At 56.1% G+C, this 20,790-nt stretch carries 23 protein-coding genes and 1 tRNA gene; 15 read left to right on the top strand and 9 right to left on the bottom strand.

All coding sequences use genetic code 11. The annotated features are described in order from the left end of the window. The first annotated feature begins 40 nt into the window (after window positions 1-40). Window positions 41-117, top strand: a tRNA-Pro gene (locus OEU85_RS08390). Window positions 118-146: 29 nt separating this feature from the next. Here the strand turns inward: OEU85_RS08390 and OEU85_RS08385 are convergent. Genes OEU85_RS08385 through OEU85_RS08370 form a run of 4 tightly spaced genes read right to left on the bottom strand, consistent with a single transcriptional unit; the run spans window position 147 to window position 4,093 of the window. Continuing rightward, window positions 147-740 (bottom strand): uracil-DNA glycosylase family protein, encoded by a 594-nt coding sequence (locus tag OEU85_RS08385; protein WP_262691028.1) that lies wholly within the window; start codon window positions 738-740, stop codon window positions 147-149. Next, window positions 741-1,886 (bottom strand): aromatic ring-hydroxylating oxygenase subunit alpha, encoded by a 1,146-nt coding sequence (locus OEU85_RS08380; RefSeq protein ID WP_262691027.1) that lies wholly within the window; start codon window positions 1,884-1,886, stop codon window positions 741-743. Between the two features lie 18 nt (window positions 1,887-1,904). Next, window positions 1,905-2,777, bottom strand: coding sequence for a dimethylarginine dimethylaminohydrolase family protein (locus OEU85_RS08375; RefSeq protein ID WP_262691026.1), 873 nt, complete (start codon window positions 2,775-2,777; stop codon window positions 1,905-1,907). Then, window positions 2,774-4,093 (bottom strand): APC family permease, encoded by a 1,320-nt coding sequence (locus OEU85_RS08370; protein ID WP_262691025.1) that lies wholly within the window; start codon window positions 4,091-4,093, stop codon window positions 2,774-2,776. The genes OEU85_RS08375 and OEU85_RS08370 overlap by 4 nt, the downstream gene beginning before the upstream one ends. Before the next feature lie 140 nt (window positions 4,094-4,233). Between OEU85_RS08370 and modA the strand changes: the two genes are divergently transcribed. The 4 genes from modA to nadC all read left to right on the top strand — a co-directional run bounded on the left by modA (window position 4,234) and on the right by nadC (window position 8,213). Continuing rightward, window positions 4,234-5,004, top strand: a complete 771-nt coding sequence (modA, locus tag OEU85_RS08365; protein WP_262691023.1) for a molybdate ABC transporter substrate-binding protein — start codon at window positions 4,234-4,236, stop codon at window positions 5,002-5,004. 347 nt (window positions 5,005-5,351) lie between these two features. Continuing rightward, entirely contained in the window at window positions 5,352-6,275 is a 924-nt protein-coding gene (locus tag OEU85_RS08360; RefSeq protein WP_262691022.1) for an MBL fold metallo-hydrolase, read from the top strand. A 71-nt stretch (window positions 6,276-6,346) separates the two neighbouring features. Then, window positions 6,347-7,345 carry a quinolinate synthase NadA gene (gene nadA, locus OEU85_RS08355; protein ID WP_262691021.1) on the top strand — a complete coding sequence of 333 codons (999 nt, stop codon included), beginning with the start codon at window positions 6,347-6,349 and terminating at the stop codon, window positions 7,343-7,345. Window positions 7,346-7,370: 25 nt separating this feature from the next. After that, entirely contained in the window at window positions 7,371-8,213 is an 843-nt protein-coding gene (gene nadC, locus OEU85_RS08350; protein ID WP_262691020.1) for a carboxylating nicotinate-nucleotide diphosphorylase, read from the top strand. Here nadC and OEU85_RS08345 read toward each other — a convergent pair. From OEU85_RS08345 to rpmF, 3 genes are all read right to left on the bottom strand, one after another. Continuing rightward, complete coding sequence (locus OEU85_RS08345) at window positions 8,168-8,611, bottom strand: DUF6869 domain-containing protein (protein ID WP_262691019.1); 444 nt, start codon at window positions 8,609-8,611, stop codon at window positions 8,168-8,170. The two genes, nadC and OEU85_RS08345, sit on opposite strands and share 46 nt — an antisense overlap. Before the next feature lie 110 nt (window positions 8,612-8,721). Further along, the gene (locus OEU85_RS08340) at window positions 8,722-9,501 is read right to left on the bottom strand and encodes a M48 family metallopeptidase (protein WP_262691018.1); all 780 of its coding nucleotides are present in this window, start codon (window positions 9,499-9,501) and stop codon (window positions 8,722-8,724) included. A 138-nt stretch (window positions 9,502-9,639) separates the two neighbouring features. Then, on the bottom strand, window positions 9,640-9,825 hold the full coding sequence (rpmF, locus tag OEU85_RS08335) for a 50S ribosomal protein L32 (protein WP_262691017.1): 186 nt from the start codon (window positions 9,823-9,825) through the stop codon (window positions 9,640-9,642). A 261-nt stretch (window positions 9,826-10,086) separates the two neighbouring features. On the opposite strand from rpmF, the gene OEU85_RS08330 reads away from it, so the two are divergent. The 10 genes from OEU85_RS08330 to OEU85_RS08285 all read left to right on the top strand — a co-directional run bounded on the left by OEU85_RS08330 (window position 10,087) and on the right by OEU85_RS08285 (window position 17,699). After that, window positions 10,087-11,025 (top strand): 2-hydroxyacid dehydrogenase, encoded by a 939-nt coding sequence (locus OEU85_RS08330; protein WP_262691016.1) that lies wholly within the window; start codon window positions 10,087-10,089, stop codon window positions 11,023-11,025. Between the two features lie 82 nt (window positions 11,026-11,107). Next, the gene (locus OEU85_RS08325) at window positions 11,108-12,088 is read left to right on the top strand and encodes a calcium/sodium antiporter (RefSeq protein WP_262691015.1); all 981 of its coding nucleotides are present in this window, start codon (window positions 11,108-11,110) and stop codon (window positions 12,086-12,088) included. Next, entirely contained in the window at window positions 12,085-12,846 is a 762-nt protein-coding gene (locus OEU85_RS08320) for an SDR family oxidoreductase (RefSeq protein ID WP_262691014.1), read from the top strand. The genes OEU85_RS08325 and OEU85_RS08320 overlap by 4 nt, the downstream gene beginning before the upstream one ends. A gap of 3 nt (window positions 12,847-12,849) precedes the next feature. Then, window positions 12,850-13,275: a dihydroneopterin aldolase gene (gene folB, locus OEU85_RS08315; protein WP_262691013.1), complete on the top strand. Its 426-nt coding sequence runs from the start codon at window positions 12,850-12,852 to the stop codon at window positions 13,273-13,275. 371 nt (window positions 13,276-13,646) lie between these two features. After that, window positions 13,647-15,500, top strand: a complete 1,854-nt coding sequence (gene uvrC / locus OEU85_RS08310) for an excinuclease ABC subunit UvrC (protein WP_262691011.1) — start codon at window positions 13,647-13,649, stop codon at window positions 15,498-15,500. 82 nt (window positions 15,501-15,582) lie between these two features. Next, on the top strand, window positions 15,583-16,134 hold the full coding sequence (gene pgsA, locus OEU85_RS08305) for a CDP-diacylglycerol--glycerol-3-phosphate 3-phosphatidyltransferase (RefSeq protein WP_262691010.1): 552 nt from the start codon (window positions 15,583-15,585) through the stop codon (window positions 16,132-16,134). 2 nt (window positions 16,135-16,136) lie between these two features. Beyond that, on the top strand, window positions 16,137-16,391 hold the full coding sequence (gene moaD, locus OEU85_RS08300; RefSeq protein WP_262691009.1) for a molybdopterin converting factor subunit 1: 255 nt from the start codon (window positions 16,137-16,139) through the stop codon (window positions 16,389-16,391). Between the two features lie 2 nt (window positions 16,392-16,393). Beyond that, window positions 16,394-16,843 carry a molybdenum cofactor biosynthesis protein MoaE gene (locus OEU85_RS08295; protein WP_262691008.1) on the top strand — a complete coding sequence of 150 codons (450 nt, stop codon included), beginning with the start codon at window positions 16,394-16,396 and terminating at the stop codon, window positions 16,841-16,843. A gap of 72 nt (window positions 16,844-16,915) precedes the next feature. Then, a complete protein-coding gene (locus OEU85_RS08290) occupies window positions 16,916-17,245 on the top strand; it encodes an ArsR/SmtB family transcription factor (RefSeq protein ID WP_262691007.1) in 330 nt (109 codons plus the stop codon). Window positions 17,246-17,324: 79 nt separating this feature from the next. Then, on the top strand, window positions 17,325-17,699 hold the full coding sequence (locus OEU85_RS08285; RefSeq protein ID WP_262691006.1) for a hypothetical protein: 375 nt from the start codon (window positions 17,325-17,327) through the stop codon (window positions 17,697-17,699). Between the two features lie 55 nt (window positions 17,700-17,754). On the opposite strand, the gene ftsZ is transcribed toward OEU85_RS08285, so the two are convergent. Both ftsZ and ftsA read right to left on the bottom strand, forming a co-directional pair. After that, the gene (gene ftsZ, locus OEU85_RS08280) at window positions 17,755-19,443 is read right to left on the bottom strand and encodes a cell division protein FtsZ (RefSeq protein WP_262691005.1); all 1,689 of its coding nucleotides are present in this window, start codon (window positions 19,441-19,443) and stop codon (window positions 17,755-17,757) included. 70 nt (window positions 19,444-19,513) lie between these two features. After that, window positions 19,514-20,779, bottom strand: coding sequence for a cell division protein FtsA (gene ftsA / locus OEU85_RS08275; protein WP_262691004.1), 1,266 nt, complete (start codon window positions 20,777-20,779; stop codon window positions 19,514-19,516). Between the last annotated feature and the right edge of the window lie 11 nt (window positions 20,780-20,790).

Here is a 20,790-nt window from a genome sequence, read left to right as displayed (position 1 = left end):
TATATAATCGCGCAGAATTGGCCCCTCCCGGTATTCCTGTCGGGGAATAGCTCAGCCTGGTAGAGCACCACGTTCGGGACGTGGGGGCCGGAGGTTCGAATCCTCTTTCCCCGACCAATAGAAAGGCCGCCCCAGAAGGATGGCTTTTATCCTTCACCGCTAACCACCCTCGCGACAGCGCGCCGCAATCTGGGCAAAATCTCTGCCTCAAACCAGGGGTTCTTACTGAGCCAGATATTGTTGCGCGGGCTTGGGTGTGGCAGCAGGAATGTACCGCCAGTGCCGTTCTCCTCTGTACGTACAGCGCCCGTTAACGTCTTGCCTTTCAACTCACGCAAATGCCAGTCGCGGGCATAGCTGCCAATAACCAATGTCAATTCAATACTGTCAGCCATAGCCAGAAGCTTGTGCCGCCATGCTGGCGCACACTCTGGCCGGGGCGGCAGATCGCCGGACTTGCCTGTACCCGGATAACAAAACCCCATCGGCAGGATAGCAACGCGGCGCGCATCGTAAAAGGCATCTCGGTCGATGCCCATCCACTCCCGCAGACGGTCACCGCTGGCATCATCAAACGGAACACCACTTTCGTGAACCTTGCGCCCGGGCGCCTGCCCGACAATCAGGGTACGCGCCTCGCTGGAAAACTGCACGACGGGGCGTGGGCCAAAAGGCAGTACGTCGGCACAGATAGCGCAACGCCTGATCTCAGCCAGCAGTGCGTGTTCGGTTGATGGCATCTACGGTGCCGCGGGTTTCCGCCTGTGACAGGCGGCAGGCACCGCTTCGCGAATGCGGCGCGCGCTATCCAGAAGGCATACTTCTGTTTTTGCTAGCGGCCCATAAGTAAAACTTGACGACGCCATGCCGTCCTGCACGCGGTTGATGATGGCGGTATCTTCCGCGTTCACTTCGCGGTTGATACGCCAGTTCAGGTACCGCGCCGCTTTCATCTCCCGTCGCTCATCCGGCAGCACATAGGCGATCTCTCTAATAAGAGTCTCGTTTTTTGACACCGGGATAAACTGCATGAAGTCAATCTGATCAGGGTAGATATCGAACGCCACATTGGGCCAAAATCGGTAGTAAACCCAGTGGCGTTGTTTGTCCTCCGGCAGGTGACTGACCTTGGGCAGATGCTTTTTATAGGCACGGGTGGACCAACTGTCCTTGCGCGTCTCCATCACATCGCCCCACATTTTATGGATGTCACCCTTCACTTCCATGCCGTAGGTATTGCCAACAAGGCCGGAAAGGCCGGGATGCGCTGTTGGTATATGCAGCGCATCAACATAGTTGTCGGCAATCTGCTTCCAGTTCACCGCGCGCGGGCGCAGGGTAATGCGCCCCAGCGGCCTCATGTCTTCAAACCGGTAGGGCTTAATCTCATCAAGGTATGGCGCGAATTGCTCCGCCACGGTTGGCACGCTGGTTGAACTATCAAGCCTTACCCAGATAAAACCGAGGAACAATTCCATCTGCACCGGTGCAAGACCGTGATCGCCCCTGTCAAAATTTTCAAAATCCCGCTCATACGGCACATTTATAAGGCTGCCCTCAAGGTTCCACGTCCAGGCATGATAGGGGCAGCGAATACGCCCCGGACACTCACCCTGCGAACCTTCAAGCAGGCGAGAGCCTCTATGGCGACACACGTTGTGAAAGGTCCGCACGACACCGTCCTTGCCTCGTACGGCAATAATGCGCTCATTCAGGATATCCAGCGCGGTATAGTCACCTACGTTCGGGATGTCGTTTTCATGGCAAACAAGCTGCCACGACGGCCGAACGACCGCATCCATCTCCGCGTTGAAGAAATCGCTGTCATTATACGTCCATGCTGGCAGGCTTTCATAAGCGCCAACCGGTAACACCCTGTCATCCATGCCTCACCCCCATAGCTGTCATCCTCGTACAAGTGGCCGTGTCAGGCAGGTCGGACCGCCCTCACCTTTACGGCTGATTTCATCACCCTTGTAAGTCTGCACCCTGCACCCCGCGGCTTCAAGTCGCTCTTTCGTGAGCGGCAGACGGTCCAGCATCACAACGTCGCGCGGCCCGATGGCCAGCACGTTACAGCCCATGGGGATAAATTCCTCCTCCGGCACGTCAACAAATGAGATACCATGACCAGTCAACCAACTCAGAAAACTGTCCGGCATTAACGGCCGATAGATCAGCGCCAGGTTCCGGTCCAGGGGGCTGATCATCGACATCAAATGAAATACATCGTCCGGATGGTCTGGCGTTGGAAGCGGCACAACATGCACGTCTACATCATCCCCGACAAGTGCCTGCAACTGGCTGATACCTGCAGCGTTGGTGCGCGGGCCCTCCCCCACCGCAAGCGACGTGGCGTCAAGCCATATCAAGTCACCGCCTTCGATCGTGCCCGGTGCCTCAACCCGGCCCAGCAGAGGGAACCCGTGTTTATTGAGGAAATGGGCGTTGATCTCCGGCTCACTGTTACGGCTGGCGCGACCCATATTGCACAGGATCAGCCCCCTGGGACTGACAAGAAGTGCATCGCGTGCATAGATACTGTCCAAGGTTAGCTGACCCTCAGACGGCAAGGTGATAACCTCAACACCTTCGCGCCTGAGCATGCCAACAAAGGTTTCATGTTCCTCATTTGCCGTCGTCAGCTTTGGTGCTTCATGAAAACGAAGGGTCCGCCACTCGGTTTCAATTTTATCCGCTGACTGGTAGGCTGCAGTTGCAGTGCGGACCGCCACAGATTTCAACCGACCATATTCGTTAAAACCCTCGAGCTTCATTGCTTGCCTTCCCTTTCTGCCTGTACTTTCATCCACACATAAACGGGCACACCGGCGAGCAGCAACAGGAAGCCCCAATAGACGGTATCCCGGCCGGACCCTGCGATGGCCCAGATCGTGTAAATAAAGCCGACGATTGAGGCGATTGTATCACGGATACGCCGGAATTTTGACGGGCTCGGTGTCTGCATAGAGAAAAGCCACGCCGCCGCTGTCGAGAAGGTGATGGGCACAAGCGCCGTGAGTGTTGATACCAAAATAAGAAACTCAAAGGCAGCGACAAGGCCATCAACATAGTTCAGCATAAGCATGATGGACGACAACACACCGCCGACCACAAAACCGAACGCTGGCGTATCATTCTTGTTCAAGCGGGCGAAACGGGCAGGAAACAACCCATCAAGCGCAGCGGCGAGCGGCATATGCCCCGAGACCAAGACACTGGCATTCGCGCCGCTTATGGTGGCCACAATCGCCACGACCGAAATAATCAAGGCTCCCGCCGGGCCAACGAGCCGGGTTGCGGCATCCGCAAGGGGTGCCGTGGAGATGACAAGTTCTTCCGCTGGCACAAGGCCAAATACGGCAACCGAAACTGCGAGATAAAGCACGACCACGACCGCCACGGCCGCAATCGTGGCGCGCGGTATGGTTTTTGCCGGGTCCTTAATGTTCCCTGCAGGGATGGTTGCTACCTCGAAACCAATAAAGGCCCACATTGCAAGTACACTGGCTGCAGCAAGGGCCCCGATCGGTTCCTGCTCCGGTGTCATCATTGTCTCGAAGTTACTGCTTTCAACACCAAACAAGCCAAAGGTCGCGAGGAACAGAAGCGGCAAGAGCTTGGCCAAGCTGGTCACGAGTTGGAAGACGCTGCTGTCCTTGATGCTGCGGCAATTGAGGTAGACAAGCCCCCAGATGATAGCAAGCCCCATGCCTACCGCCAGATTGGGGGACGTCTTCAGTACCGGTATAAAAACAGCAAGGTATCCAAGGCAGGCAACCGTCACTGCCGCGATGGCGGTCCAAAGCGATATCCAGTATCCCCACGCCATCAGGAAACCTGCAAACCCGCCGAAACCGGCACGCGAATAGGCGTATGGTCCGCCTTCTTTGGGCACACGCCGCGCCATAAAGGCCAGCGCGAGCGCCATGGCTATGGTGCCAGTGCCGGTGATAACCCAACTGGCGAGCCCCAACGCACCAAAAGGCGCGAGTACGGTCGGCAGCATAAAAACGCCGGAGCCGACCATCATGCCGATGGATAATCCCCACGTACGCCAGAACCCCATGACGCGCTTTTCATTGTTTTCCATCAGCTATTTCTCCCCCACTGATCGGAGGGAGCGTAGCCCAGCGGCGGAGAAACACACAATGCATATTTCATCCGCGCCGCTTTACCGGGAAGCAGGCGCCATGTAACAATGGCTTTGATTGGACCCAGAGGATTTACTCAGTGATCTTGCTTCGCGACCTTCTGCTCGTTTGTTTTCTACTCGGCATTTCGACCCCGCCAACAATCGCGGACGACGAGGCGGTAACAGTTTTTGCAGCCGCAAGCCTGACAAATGCCCTGCCCGAACTCGCACAGTCATGGGCCGACGCCACTGGCTATGCCGCCCCGCGTATTTCATTTGGCCCGAGCGCCATGATGGCCCGGCAGGTCGCTGCCGGTGCGCCTGCCCATATTATGCTGTCCGCCAACCCAGACTGGGTCGCGTTCCTGCAAGCCCGTGGTTTATTGGCCAGCAGTCCGAAAAACGTGGTGCAAAACAGGCTGGTCCTGGTGCAACCCGGCAGTGGCGCAATGGCTGATACCGCCCTTACAACGGCCCAGTTGGAGCAGGTAATTGGAAGCGCGCGGTTTGCGATTGCCGACCCTACAATCGCCCCGGCTGGTGCTTATGCGCGTTCATACCTCGAACATCTGAACCTGTGGGAAAAACTGAAGCCACAGGCGGCCATGGGCACAAGCGTTCGGCAAACCCTGGTTCTGGTTGAACGGGGTGGCATGCCGGGCTTTGTGTATGCCTCCGATGCGCGGCTCAGCAGCCGCGTTGATGTTGTCGGCGTGGTACCCGGCGATAATATCCCACCTATCCTCTATGCCGCGGGTCGAACAAAAAAGGCCGGGCGGGCAGCCGATTCCCTTTTTATCTTTCTTGTCAGCGAACAAGCTGCCCAGGTCTGGAAAAAATACGGCTTCGCCCCAATTGTACCAAAATGATACATTTATAGATGTTTCAAAATGAACCATGCGCGTCCCTCAATGATACAGGTAATTTTAGAAAAACAATAAGCCTTTGATTTTAAATGATTTATAAACTGGCACACGAGTTGCGATACTGATTACGAACCCGGTGCTCCGGCTGCCACCTGATCCCGGGTTTCCAAGTTTAAGGATCGCATCCAGCTGCCACTGCCTGTGATCCGAAGAAATCGAAGTCCGACTGCACCTCAATGCCCCACCTCAATCCGCTGGTGCAGTCGGCTTCGACCCATTTTGCTTTTCTCTCCCTTTGATACAGTTTAGGCCTAAGACAGATTGTCTCTGCGTCTGGCGAGAGGAAGCATATGGGCCCGCACTTTATTCAGGACTTCACCGCCCCCTATGGCGAGGCTGAAAAACTCAGCCCGCTGATTACCCGCGTCCTGTGCAAAAACCCCAGCCCTTTCACCTACACCGGAACCGGCACCTATCTCATAGGTCATCGCCGCAGCCTCGCCGTCATCGACCCCGGCCCGATAATGCCCGAACATGGCGACGCCATCCTGAAAGCGGCGGGTGACCGTGAGATCAGCCATATCCTCGTGACTCATACGCATATCGACCATTCCCCGCTATCAAGCTGGCTTTCGCAACGCACAGGCGCGCCGATATATGCTTTCGGCCAGCACGGCGCTGGACGCAAGGGCGGCCTGGAAGGCGAAGATGTGGAAGCGGGGGCCGACTGGGACTTCAGGCAAGACCATAGCATTGCGGATGGCGCTGTGATCGCTGGCGACGACTGGACGCTGACCGCGTATCACACCCCCGGCCATACCGCCAATCACCTCTGTTTTCTATTGAAGGAAGAAAATGCACTTTTTGTCGGGGACCACATCATGGGCTGGGCCACCACCGTGATTGCCCCGCCTGACGGCGATTTACGCGATTACCTGAAAAGCCTGCAACGCGTCAGCAATCTGCAACCAGATCGGTTATATCCCACGCATGGGCCATCCGTCGCCAACCCGGAAGCCTTTGTGCAAAGCATTATCGCGCACCGCCGCATGCGCGAAGCCCAGATCCTCAAGCACCTTGAAGAGGGGCCAATGAATATCGATATGATGGTCAACCGCATGTATCAGCATGTGGACAGGCGCCTGCACCCAGCTGCGGCGCGGTCTGTATTGGGGCATCTTATTGCCTTGGTTGACGAAAAGCGGGTGAAGTGCAAAGGCCAGCCCAGTTTGACCACACAGTATGAACTTGGGCGAGCGGGCAGAAATCCTTGATTGCCTTTACGGCGCCGGGTCGGTATTTATGCCGCTGAATGATGTTATTGAGTAGCGCGCAGGAGACAAATATGAACCTAGTATCGCATCCGGCTGTGGACCCCACCCTTGACTTGGTGGCGGAAATCAAGCGCCTGCGCGAAGAGAAAAACGCTGTAATTCTCGCGCACTATTACCAAGCCGGTGAAATTCAGGACATCGCAGATTTCGTTGGCGACAGCCTGGACCTTTCCCGCAAGGCAGCCGAAACCGACGCCGACATGATCGTCTTCTGCGGCGTGCGCTTCATGGCCGAAGTTGCCAAGATTTTGAGCCCCGGGAAAAAGGTAGTGCTGCCTGACCTCGCTGCTGGTTGCAGCCTTGAGGACAGTTGCCCGCCGGACGAGTTTGAAAAATTCGTCAAAGCACACCCGGACCATATGGTCCTGAGTTACATCAATTGTTCAGCGGCCGTGAAAGCGCATACCGACATCATTGTCACAAGCTCCAACGCCGAGCATATCGTGCGCCAGATCCCGGAAAACCAGAAGATCATCTTCGCACCTGACCGGCATCTAGGCGGCTTCCTGTCACGCAAGCTTGGCCGCAACATGCTTTTGTGGCAGGGCACGTGCATCGTGCACGAACTGTTCAGCGAAAAGGAGCTGGTCAAGCTCAAGGCCAAGCACCCGGATGCGCCGGTCGCCGCCCACCCGGAGTGCCCCGACAATATCGTGCAGCATGCAGACCACGTCGGCTCCACAAGCTCAATTTTGAAGTTCGCGACGGAGAGTGATGCCGACACGATCATCGTGGCAACCGAGCCCGGCATTATCCACCAGATGGAAAAGGCCGCACCGCATAAAACCTTCATCGGCGCGCCAGGAGCTGACGGCAACTGCAGTTGCAACACCTGCCCCTTCATGGCGCTGAATACTATGGAAAAGCTGTACCTGTGTCTGCGGGATGAAGGCCCGGAAATCGAACTGGATGAGGAAACCCGCATTGCCGCGGAAAAACCGCTCAGGAAAATGCTTGAAATGAGCCCGGCAGTTGGTCCCGCCAAAGATGTCTCCGCCATCGGCGCCTGACAACAAAGACAAAGGGAAAACCCTTATGAGTTTGTTTCCCCTGAGTGGTGAGGAAGTCGACACATTCATTGATATCGCCTTCGCGGAGGATATCGGCGACGGCGATATCACCTGCGCAACCGTTATCCCGGCCGAGGCACGCCTGACAGCAATAATGAACGCACGCGAGACCATGGTGATTGCAGGCGTGCCCCTAGTGGGGCCTATCTTCCGCCGCCTTGACCCTGAGTGCAAAATTGTATGTCACGTCAGGGACGGCGACAAGGTCACCCCGGGGACAGAGATTGTCACCATCAAGGGCAAGGCCCGCGCGCTGCTGACCGCCGAGCGCACGGCGCTCAACATCGTGCAGCATCTTTCCGGCATTGCCACCCTCACCCGGCAATATGTCGACAGGATTGACGGCACGGGCGCTACCCTCCTTGATACCCGCAAGACCATTCCGGGGTTGAGGAAGCTTGGTAAATACGCCACCAATATGGGCGGTGCCAAAAATCATCGTATGGGCCTTTTTGATGCCGTCATGATCAAGGATAATCATATCGCGGTTGCGGGTTCTGTCGCGGCTGCTGTGGCGGGTGCCCAGGCTGCGGGACGCCAAGATGTGCAGGTGGAATGTGATACACTGGAACAGGTTCGTGAGGCCCTGAAGGCAGGTGCGGACAGCCTGCTTCTCGACAACATGCCCCCTGGCACGCTTCGGGAGGCGCTGACCATTGTGAACGGTAAGGTTCCCTGTGAAGCATCGGGCGGCGTCAGTCTGAACACCATTCGTGCAATTGCTGAAAGCGGTGTGGACTATATCTCTGTCGGGCGGCTTACTCAGTCCGCGCCAGCGGTCGACATTGGCCTCGACTTCTCGGCATGAGCCAATATGGCTCCGTGGTGCGCGCGTATGCCCGGTAACACCTCTGCTAGCTGCGACCATGTATGTTCGTGCAGTGCGTTCTTCCAAACGCATGAAAGTGCAACACAGAAGTTTGAATTCTCCCGTGCGGCCTCAATCAACAGACCCAGCACCTCGTCTCCGTGGAAATTGAGCAGGTCCTCAAGAGGGCCGGTCCCAAGGAACGACAAGGCCTTATTGTTGTCGGCTTCAATCATGTTTACGATGACCCAGATCATACGAAATGCAATTTTCGCATCCTCGCGGCATAGTCGCCACATGGTTTCAACAGCACGGAATTCGGTGGCATCAATTGCACCGTCATTCAGAAAGTAGGCAAGGTAGTTTTTTGCCAGTTGTTGGATCTCGTGTTCCGTCATTTTAGCACCCCTGTCACATAAAAGTGTGACGCCCCAAAAGCTTACCCCGTCGATAGGGTTGCCTCAATTTGGGACAAAGCGCAATTGATGCCCGGGATTTATCTAAAATTTTACCGAGCTTTATACTCGGATAGGTAGGTACTCATCTTGCTCTCCAGTCGCTGGATGCGCTTGTCGTCAGTGGGGTGCGTCGACAGAAATGCAGGTTGACCGCCGCCCTCTTTCATGGCCCTCATCTTCTTCCACAACCGAACAGCGGCCCGCGGGTCATAGCCCGCCCGCGCCATGTAAAGTGTGCCAACGTCATCGGCCTCAAGCTCCATCGCGCGGCTGTGCGGCAACTGCACAAAGCCTTGCGCTGCAAGCGCACCAAGGGTTACAGCCATTTGTGCCATCTGCCCGTCTTCGGTTGTTGCCCCAACCGCCGCGCCCACACCGGCAATAGCAAGGTTCTGTGCTTGTGCGCGGCTCATCTGCTCAGCGCCGTGCCGCAGGATCGCATGGGCAATCTCGTGCCCGATTACAGCAGCCAGCTCTTCATCCGTTTCGAAACTATCGACCATTTTCTGATAGACTGCGATTTTGCCGCCGGGCAGGGCCCAAGCGTTCAGAACGTCCTCGTCAATAACAACGAACTCCCACGGCAGGTTGGGGTTATCGGAAATTGCGGCGATTCGGCGACCGATGCGTTGAACACGCTTCGCGTCAGGGCTGTCGGTCTCGACATCTGTGGTTTTCTTGACCTCGTTCATGGCCTCGAGGCCAAGGGCTGCGTCCTGGCTCGGCGGAATCGTAATGAACTGGGAGCGGCCGGTAACCTCGTTGGTGGTTACGCACGCGGTTAATGTCAGTGCTGCAATGAAAGCTGTAAGGTGGCGTACACGCATCATCCTGTCCCCATTCTTGTATTCCGAGATTACAAGCATACCAGACAAGATGGCACAGAGAAGGCGAAACCGCACAAAGAAAAACCGGCCTCTCATAAAGAGGCCGGTTTTTCTTTGTTTCGGAAGACGGAAGCGTAAGGCTTAATAATCGCCTTTTGGCTCCAGAACCTGCTTACCACGGTACATGCCTGTCTTCAGGTCAATGTGGTGACGCAGCTTGAATTCGCCTGTGTGCGAGTCTTCTTGATAGTTTACGGCCTTCAGGGCATCGTGCGAACGACGCATACCACGGCGAGAGCCAGTTACTTTTCTCTTAGGTACTGCCATTTTTCTAACCTTTTCGCTCGCCGGGGTCCGCCAAAGGCGCCACCGGGCAACACTTCAGGGCCCGCAAACGCGCGAACCCCTTGATTCGAGGCGCGCACCATAAGGGGAGGCCTCACAAATTGCAAGGAAAACTGTCACATCTGTGTGCAGCCATCCGTTCGGCCGCACAGATAATTGATTCTGAGCAGCTTTTCAAGCAGACATTTCGCAAAAGCGCCCTATCTTCCTGAGCCACGCAAAACCACAAACCGGGGGAACATCATGACACGCATCCTGTTCTATCTTGAAGATTACAGCCACGACATCTGGCGTGAAGCGGTCAGGCGCGTAGACCCCAGCGTGGAATTCCGCAGCCACCCCGACTGGGGCAGTCCCGACGACGGACCAGCCTATGCCTTTGTGTGGGAGCCCGAACCCGGCCTGCTTGCGCGTTATTCCAACATTAAGGCGATTTTCTCACTGGGCGCTGGCGTCGACCACCTGACACGAGATCCAGACCTGCCGAAAGACGTACCTATCATCCGTATGGGCGATGACGGCCTGAAAGAAGGCATGGCGGAGTTTGTCACCATGAGCGTGCTGATGCATCAGCGCGGCATGCCCGCGCTTCTAGCCAAACAGCGCTCAAAAGATTGGGGTCGTTTTTTCGCCCGTGCCGCCAAAGACACCCGTGTTGGCATTCTGGGCTTCGGTGCACTGGGGCAGGTCTCGGCACAGGCCCTGCTTCCATTCGGTTATGATATCGCGGCATGGTCGCGCACCGAAAAGCCCGAATATCAAGGCATCAGCCTATATCACGGCGCAGACAGCCTGAATACCTTCCTCGCCCGAACCGACATACTGGTCGGCCTTCTACCCAGCACGCCAGAGACGTCGGGCCTGATGAATTTTGACCGACTGTCGCACCTGCCGGAGGGCGCAAGCATCGTCAATGCAGGCCGCGGCAGCCTTATCGTACTTGACGACCTGATGTCCCTTTTGACCAGCGGCTATCTGAGTGGCGCCACTCTTGATGTCTTCCCCGAAGAGCCCTTGGCAAAAGATCATGCGCTTTGGGGGCTAGACAATGTGATCATCACACCCCATATCGCAGCGATAACGCGCCCAGACACCGCGGCTGAATATGTCCTGCGGAATATAGAAAAACTCGAGCGCGGCGAGACAGCGGAAAACCAGTTGGATATGAAGCGCGGCTACTGACTTTGCTTTTCGCGTCCTCAATCCCTATATAAGCGTCAAGAGGCACTTGGGGCCCGAAGTATAACAAGGACACGATCACCATATGGCATACATTCAAGTTGTCGCCGGAATAGTATTGTTAGTTGTTGCCGGTGACTATCTGGTCCGTGGGTCAGTCTCGCTTGCCATGCGAGCCGGTCTCTCGAAACTTGTTATCGGCCTGACCATTGTCGCGTTCGGCACCTCAGCTCCTGAGATGCTTGTCGGAGTTGATGCCGTTCTCAAGGGTGCCCCTACTCTGGCGCTGGGTAATGTCGTTGGCTCTAATATCGCAAATGCGCTTCTGGTCGTGGGTGTACCTGCCATTCTCGCACCCGTAGCATGCTGCGCGCCCAAGGTAGGCCGTAACCTTGCCATGATGCTGGCGGCAAGTTTCCTGTTCATCAGCCTTTCCTATGACGGTAAATTCGGCTGGGTCGAAGGAATGATCCTGCTTGCTGGTCTCTTCAGCTTCCTGTTCTACTCAATCATGGCTCGCAAGGCGTGCCCGGTTGAGGCCGCGGCTCAAATGGCGGAAATGGAAGAACTCGATCGCAAGCCAGACAGCTACAGCTTCGCCTTGCTGTGCCTGGCCGGCGGCCTCGTTGGCCTTGCAATAGGCGCCGACCTGCTTGTGATCGGCTCGGTTGAAATTGCGCGCGAATTTGGTCTCTCGGAGGCTGTGATTGGCCTGACCCTTGTCGCCCTCGGTACCAGCTTGCCTGAACTGGTAACCGGCGTCATGGCCGCGGTACGCGGCCACAGCGAGGTAGCCATCGGCAATGTAATAGGGTCCAACATCTTTAACCTGCTTGCCATCATGGGGATTGCGCCGCTTTTTGGCACCATTCCAGTCCCGGACAGTTTCCTGCGGGTTGATCTGTGGGTCATGCTTGGCTCTTCGCTGTTGCTGATCCCGTTTGTGAAAATGCGCAAGCAGGTAGGCCGCATGAGCGGTGTTGCCATGATCATGCTTTACCTTGGTTACATGGTCTATCTGGCGCATTCAGCTGAAAGCGCTGCAGTCATGGGCCTGCCCTTATGAGCCGTCCCCCAAGAACAGCGCTGGTAACGGGGAGCGCACGACGCATTGGCCGGGCAATCGCCCAAGACCTTGCAGCCGAGGGCTGGCACGTTGTTGTGCACTATCATGGCTCATCGGACGAAGCCGATATGGTCATTGAGGAAATCGAGGCCTTTGACGGCTGTGCGGTCGCTGTGCAGGCTGACCTAAGCAACCCGGATGAAGCCTTGGCACTCGTGCCTGCAGCAGCCGATGCCCTGGGCGCGCCGTTGACTGCGCTGATCAACAATGCCTCTGTCTTTGAAGATGACCGTATTGAGGATTTCAGCGTCGCCGACTGGCAGCGCAGCATCACCGTGAACCTGCTGGCGCCAGCCCTTCTGACACAGCAGTTTGCGGCACAGCTTCCAGAGGACATGAACGGTGCGATCATCAACATGATCGACCAGCGCGTTTTGAAGCTCAATCCACAATATTTTTCCTATACCACATCAAAATCGGCCCTCCATACGCTCACCCGCACCACGGCACAGGCACTTGCGCCGCGTATCCGCGTCAATGCAATCGGCCCGGGGCCTACGCTTGCTAACCATATGCAAGACAACGATATGTTCGCGCGCGAGGCTTCTTCCGTGCCGCTGGGGCATGGTCCGAACCTGACGGAAATATGCTCCGCCGTGCGTTTTCTGCTTGAGACTCGGTCGCTGACGGGGCAAATGATGGCCTTGGACGGTGGTCAGCATCTTGCCTGGCGAACCGCCGATATTCTGGAGGACTAGGCCATGGCCCATGACGACGCGACGATAAAATCAAACATCCTGCATATGCCTTATGCGGATGCCACGCGTTCTGTGCGCCATGTTTTTGTGCGGGACTATGAGACCGTCGCCAGAATTGGTGTATGGGATCATGAAAAGGACACCCGCCAGAAAATCCGCATCAGTGTCGACCTGTCCGTTCTGGAGGGCAGCGAGCACCACGAGGATCAACTCGCCAAGGTTGTCTGCTACAACGATGTTGTGATCGGCATTCAAAAAATTCTCAGCGAAGGGCATATAAACCTTGTCGAGACCCTTGCCGAAAGAATCGCCCAGATGACCCTCGAAGACGTTCGCGTCATCGGGACACGGGTGAAGGTTGAGAAACTGGAAGCCGTCGACGGCGCCGCCAGTGTCGGCGTTGAAATCGAACGCCACAGGCACCCTTAACCAATTAGTAACAATTGGCTTTTTCCTGCTTGTCTCCGTCATATTTGACGGCGAGTTGTGCACATCGAATCAACGCCTGCCATAATGGCTTTCATTAGACAAGGCGGCAAAGAAGAGCCTAAAAAAAATATCGCCTTGACTGATAACAATGCCATATAAGTCAATGACTTAACGATATTGCACAAAAATTGGGCAATCCGCAAAAAACCTAGTGTTACAGCGATGTTGCAATGACAACACCGAACTTACCCACAAGGTTATCCACAGGATTCGTGGAAATCTTTTTCTCGAATCAAAAGTTAAAAGTCGCGCATTGATTCTGCTGTCCCAATCCGGCACAACTTGTCTTGAAATGATAGAGGAATAAGCCCGTGACTGAGGCGTCGTTAGATACCGGCATCGATATTATCAAGACGCACGTCAAGACCGCACCCACTGCGCCCGGCGTCTATCGCATGCTCAGCAAGCATGGCGACGTGCTGTATGTTGGCAAAGCCAAGAGCATTAAAAAGCGTATTGTTTCCTATACCCAACCTAAACGATTACCCAACAGGCTTTTGCGTATGGTTGCCGCAACGGCATCCATGGTGTTTGTCACCACACGTACCGAAGCAGAGGCCCTGCTGCTGGAAGCATCACTCATCAAACGCTTCCGGCCGACTTACAATGTGCTGCTGAAAGACGATAAATCCTTTCCATATATTCTGCTCCGTGAGGATCACGAGTGGGCCCAGATTACCAAACACCGCGGCGCGCGGCGGCACAAAGGCCAATATTATGGTCCGTTCGCTAGCGTCTCCGCGGTTAACCGCACGCTCAACACCCTGCAGAAAATATTCCAGCTGCGCTCCTGCTCCGACAGCACGCTTGAAACCCGCACGCGCGCCTGTCTGTTGTATCAGATCAAGCGTTGCTCAGGCCCGTGCGTAAACCATATATCAAAGTCCGATTATACCGACATGGTGGCCGAAACCCGCGCTTTTCTCGAGGGACGTACGTCAGGCATCCAGAAAAAGCTGGCTGAGTCCATGCAGCAGGCCAGCGACGAACTTGAGTTTGAGGTCGCTGCCGTCTTTCGCGACAGGCTGAACGCCCTCACCCACATCCAGAGCCACCAGACAATGGTCAATGCCATGGTCGATGAAGCTGACGTGATTGCAGCGGCAGAGGTGGGTGGGCAGGTTGGCGTCCAGGTGTTTTTCTTTCGTGCCGGGCAAAACTGGGGTCACCGTGCCTATTTCCCCAAGCACGATAAGGAGGATAGCCTTGAGGACGTGCTGGGTGCCTTCATCAGTCAATTTTACGATAACAAGCCCGCGCCCAAACTGGTGCTGCTGTCCCACAGCATTCCGGAACAAAACCTGCTGGGGGACGCGCTGTCGGAGCGCATGGGGCGCAGGGTCATTATTTCGGTACCCGAGCGTGGGAAAAAGGCGGATGTCGTCAAGGAAGCCGCCCGCAACGCCAAGGAAGCCATAGAACGCCGTCTCGCCGAAAGCGCCAGCCAGACCAAACTGCTTGAAGGTGTTGCCAAGGCGTTTCATCTGGCCGAGCCACCCAAACGGATTGAGGTCTATGACAACAGCCACATCCAGGGCACCAATGCCGTCGGCGGCATGATTGTGGCCGGGCCTGAGGGCTTCATGAAAAATGCTTACCGCAAATTCAACATCAAATCTGAAGACCTAACGCCGGGTGACGACTTCGGTATGATGAAGGAAGTGCTGGAACGCCGTTTCAAGCGCCTTCTCAAGGAAGATGCCGACCGCGAACGCGGCCATTGGCCAGACCTGCTGTTGATCGACGGCGGGAAAGGCCAACTATCGAGCGTGATGGAAATCATGCGTGACCTTGGTGTCACCGATGTGAAGGTTGTGGGCATTTCCAAAGGCCCCGACCGTCACGCCGGTCGCGAACAGTTTCACATGAACGGGCATGAAAGCTTTATGCTGCCGCTGACCGACCCGGTGCTGTATTATCTACAGCGCCTGCGCGATGAAGCCCACCGTTTTGCCATCGGCACACACCGCAGCAAACGGTCAAGCGATATCAAAAAATCACCGCTCGACGGCGTTTCGGGCATTGGACCAAAACGGAAAAAAGCGCTACTGCACCATTTTGGCTCCGCCAAGGCCGTTGCCGACGCGGACGTACGTGATCTTGAAGGCGTTGACGGCATTTCACGCGCGATGGCACAACACATTTATGACCATTTCCGCGGGTAGGCTCCGTACAAGTGTTGTGGAGTGATTGACGCCCCCTCCAATTCCGCTATGGTGGCGGCACAAGCTCGACGAGGGTTCTATCATGTGGACAATACCAAACATCCTGACGCTATCCCGGATTCTCGTAATTCCGGTATTGGTCGCATCTTTCTTCCTTGAGCAACCGCTCGGCAGCCACATCGCTTTCATCACCTTCGCTCTGGCCGGTATCACCGACTTTTTTGACGGTTATCTGGCACGCGCGACGGGTTCCGTTTCCAAGATCGGTGTATTTCTGGACCCTATCGCTGACAAGCTGATGGTAGCCGCCGTGATTGTCATGGTGGTGTTTGCGCAATGGGTCCACGGGGTACATGTTATTGCCGCTGTTATCATCATGTGCCGGGAACTTCTGGTCTCGGGCCTCAGGGAGTTCCTCGCCGGTGCACAGGTTAGCGTCCCCGTCACGGTGCTCGCGAAATGGAAAACCACAGTGCAGATGATCGCGCTGGGCATGCTTGTATGGTCCCGCGGCGCTGTGGAGTTCGGCCTGCCCGCGCAGGAAGTTGGAATCGCCGCCCTCTGGATCGCTGCGGTGCTGACACTCTACACCGGCTATGACTATCTTCGCGCTGGCCTCAAACACATGGTGTAACCATGCTGCAGCTTCTCTATTTTTCTTGGGTACGCGAACGGACCGGTACATCGGAGGAGCAGATCACGCTTCCTGATGGCATTGCCACTGTCTCAACTCTTGTCGGCCACCTCAGAGCAAAAAATGACCGGTATGCCGCCGCATTCGAGGACATGAAGCAAATCCGTATCGCGGTAAACCAGCGCTATGTTGACCCTGATGCCGCTATTAAGGATGGCGATGAAATTGCCTTTTTCCCCCCGGTTACAGGAGGCTGAATATGCCCGCCGTATCCGTTCAGAAACAAGACTTCGACATCGCCGCCGAAATCGCCAACCTCAAGCAGGGACGCCTGGATATTGGTGCCATTGTTACCTTCACCGGTACGGTCCGGGACATGGACGGTAGCCTCAAGTCCATGACCCTTGAGCATTACGCCGGCATGACAGATAACGAACTGGACGCCATCATTGCCGAAGCATATGGACGATGGCCTCTCCAGGCTTGTCGCATTATCCACCGCTACGGGCGCCTCAAGCCCGGCGATAACATCGTGCTGGTTATCACCATGAGTGCGCATCGTCAGGCGGCCTTTCAGGCGGCAGACTTTTTGATGGATTTCTTGAAGTCCCGCGCCCCCTTCTGGAAAAGTGAAGAAACCGATGCGGGCGCAAACTGGATTGACGCCAGGGAAAGCGACGCCGAAGCGCTCAACCGCTGGCAGGATTGAGCCTGTTGCCTAACCCTTTATCACTCTATATCTGAAATAGGGACATTTCGACCCGACCATTAGGACCCAGCAATGAATGATGACCAAGTCATTTCACAACTCAGCGCCCTGGCCCAGGCGACGCGTTTTGGCGTTTTCAAACTGCTGATACGCCAAGGAGAGGCCGGCATGCCGGCGGGTGCCATCGCCGAGGCGCTGGGAGTGCCGCAAAACACCCTCTCCACCCACCTGAACATCCTTTCCAATGCAGGGCTCGTGTCGTCACGGCGAGAAGGTAGAAGCCTGATATATTCAGTTGCCATCAACGAGACCCGTAGCTTCCTGAACTATCTTGTCAATGACTGCTGCGAGGGACACCCTGAGCTTTGTGACCTGTCAGTAGAGAGCACCAAGCCCTGCTGAAACAATTGTCACATTTCTTTTCTTCAATATATCTATAATTCCAGATATATTGAAATAATAGATAAAGAAAGGAAGTGACATGTATAGGAAAGGTTCGACCGGCGCAATTATCGCAAGCATGATGGTGTTTTCCGGCACCCCGGTCATGTCTGCAAATGAAATTGGGACGGTTTCCATCAAATTCGCTGGGGAAAAAGACTGGGCAGCAGAATGTACATTTCACAAGGCTAGCGGGAAAGCACGTGATGTGCGCAGGACCGGTCGGGGTTTCAACTCCATCAAATCCATCGCCATGCGCAGTGTCATGAGTGGTAAATGTTCGTTGAATGTACCCGATGAGACAACTCTCAAAGTGACATTCTCCGCTACGGGTCCGATCGACTGCCCGTTCGAAGACAAAGAAAATTGCACTGCAATCTTCGCCTCCTCGGGCAAAATCATGTTTAGCTTTTAGGTAGCAAGAAAAAGCCGGACGCAAGGCCCGGCTTCAGTCTTGATATGCGTCAGTTCTAATTTTGCTGGCGCTTCAGAAAACTTGGAATTTCAAGCTGGTCTTTGCTTGGTGCGACGGCTGGCCGCTCCTCAGGGGTGACCCCCCCAAGGGTTGGTTCCTTCTTCACCGCTCCGGAGTCGTTTGACGGCGTCTGCCGCACAACCGGCGCTTCAGTCTCGCCGCTCCTCAGGCCTGCCGTCATCAGTTGAAAGAGACTGCGTTTCTGAGGCTGAGCGTCTGCGTGGTCACCCTCACCATGGGCTGTCTCAGCCTGCTTTTCGGGCGACCCGCTCGCATACGCTGCTTCCTGAAACGGGTTGGCTTCATTCAGCGGTGTCTGGTTTGCCTTTGGCGTCATCGGAGCATCAGCTATGAAACTGTCACCGCCCTTTGCCGCCACGGCCCGGGCTTCAAGGTCATCTTCTGCGGTTTCAACCGGAGCAGTCTTCGTGCTTTCTTCCTCGAACGCGTCAGCCTGTTCTGGCTCTGTCTGATCCTCGTCAGGTGTTCCGATGGCATCCTGAAGCGCCGCCATCGCCGTCATCAGATCCTCGGCTTTATCGGTATGCTCGTCATCAGACATCTCCGCATCAGCCCCCGCATCGGTACCTTCAGCAATATCTGCCGCCGCCGCGAGAGGAACCTCAAACTTTGGCTCTTCCTTCTGCGCACGCTTCTCCGAGACGGAAGGCGTCTCAATCTTCTCCCGACGCGGCATCGGCATCTGCACGTTTCCCGCGCCACCTTCGATCCCTGTCGCGACAACAGAAACCCGAAGCCTACCTTCCAGGTCCTGATTAAACGCAGAACCGAATACGATCAACGCATCCGGGTCAACCTGATCACGTACCATGTTTACGGCTTCATCAACTTCATAGAGCGTCATATCCATGCCGCCGGTCACGTTGATAATCACGCCCTTCGCCCCTTTGAGCGATGCTTCCTCAAGGAGAGGATTGGAGATCGCTGCCGCCGCGGCGTCCCGTGCCCGGGTTTCACCCTCAGCTTCGCCCGTGCCCATCATCGCCTTGCCCATTTCGGACATCACTGTCCGCACATCTGCGAAGTCAAGGTTGATAAGCCCCGGCATTACCATCAGGTCGGTAATGCCGCGCACGCCAGAGTGCAGCACTTCATCGGCCATATTAAAGGCATCGGCAAACGTGGTGCGCTCGTTCGCGACCCGGAACAGGTTCTGGTTCGGAATAATGATCAGCGTATCAACATGGCTGGCCAGTTCCTGAATCCCGGCTTCCGCGATTTTCATGCGGCGACCGCCCTCAAACTGGAACGGCTTGGTGACAACACCAACCGTCAGGATACCTTTTTCACGTGCCCGGCGCGCGATCACAGGTGCTGCGCCGGTGCCCGTTCCGCCGCCCATGCCTGCTGTGATAAACGCCATATGGCATCCGTTCAGGATGTTGTCGATGGTATCGACGGCTTCTTCTGCTGCCGCTTCACCAATTTTTGGTTGTGCGCCCGCGCCCAGCCCTTGCGTAATTTCCACGCCCAGTTGGATGCGATTGTCGGCTGCCGCGTTGGCCAGCGCCTGCGCGTCAGTGTTCGCCACCACAAAGTCGACGCCCTGCAATTGCGCCGCGATCATGTTATTGACGGCGTTACAGCCCGCACCGCCAACACCTATTACCGAAATTTTCGGTGTCAGTTCAGTCAGTTCCGTGTTTCCAAAGTCGATAGACATTGCCCAATACCTCCGTTTGATCCCTTGTATCTCGCCCGGCACGCCAATTCCAGCGCGTCGGGTCCGCCCGTTAAAAGTTTTCCCGTACCCAGCGCGACAGACGGCTCAGCGCGCTTGCTGGGGGTGGGGTTCGTTTATTCTTTCCTTTACTGTGTACTGTGTCTTCCACTGGCCGCTTGGCGGCATAAATCAGCAAGCCGACAGCCGCTGCAAATGTGGGGGCCTGCGCGGCCTGCGGCAGCCCGTTCACCAGTTCAGGTCGGCCAATACGGACCTGCCGTCCCATCATGCGGGTCGCCAGATCACGCACGCCCTCGGCTTGCGCCACACCACCTGTCAGCACCACACGGCGCCCGGCGACACCCGCAAAACCGCAAGCTTCAAACCGTTCGCTGATGGTGGTGAACAGAAGCTCCAGTTCTTTCTGGATAACACCGGTTAGCGCGCTGCGCGGCATCCGCACAACCGCATCGTCCTTATCCTCGCCCAGTTGCGGCACTTCGATTTCCAGCCGTTCATCGAGGGAGTCCATCATCGCGGCGCCATTGAATGTTTTCAGGCGCTCGGCATGTTCAAAAGGTGTCAACAAGCTGCGCGCCACCTGTTCTGTGATCTGCCCGCCGCCGATTGGCAGCACTTCAGCATGCACCAGCGCTCCTTGCGCGAACACCGCGATGGAGGTGGTGCCGGCACCAATATCAATGCAGGCGGCCCCCATCTTGGCCTCATCTTCCACAAGGGTAGACAACCCGGCAGCAAATGGCGTCACGACAGCTGCCGCAACATTCAAATGGGCACGGCGAACACAAGCCTGCAGGTTTTGCAGCGGCCCGGCGGAACAGGTCACGACATGCAGCGCAACGCTCAGCTTCTTGCCATACATGCCAAGGGGCGCCTTGACGCCAAAATTGCCGTCCACTGCATAGGCTGCAGGGAACGCATGCAATAGGCCGTCTTCGGCGAAATCCACCTGCTCCTTGGCAAGCGTTACCGCCTTGTCGAGGTCAGCCTGACTTACCGCGTGACCCGCGATATCCACATTCACTTCAACAATACGGCTCTTTGGCTCCCCGCCAGAGAAGGTCAGATAGACATCGCTGACCGTGGCGCCCGCCATCTTTTCCGCTTGGTCAACCGAAGCACGGATGGCTTTTTCCGTTGCTTCCATATCTACGATCGCGCCGCCGGAAACGCCGCCTTCACACGTGCGGTTGCCCACACCCTTCACCCGGATATTTCCGTCGGCTTCGATTTCGGCAATAAGGCACGCCACTTTCGCCGACCCTACGTCGAGCGCCGCGATCAATCCTTCTGGTGTGCCATTCACTGTTTTCATCTGGTTAACTC

The organism is Kordiimonas aestuarii, assembly GCF_025574465.1.
GTDB classification, from domain to species: Bacteria; Pseudomonadota; Alphaproteobacteria; order Sphingomonadales; family Kordiimonadaceae; genus Kordiimonas; species Kordiimonas aestuarii.
Note: the sequence above shows the minus strand (reverse complement) of the source record. Positions and strands in the feature narration are given on the sequence as shown.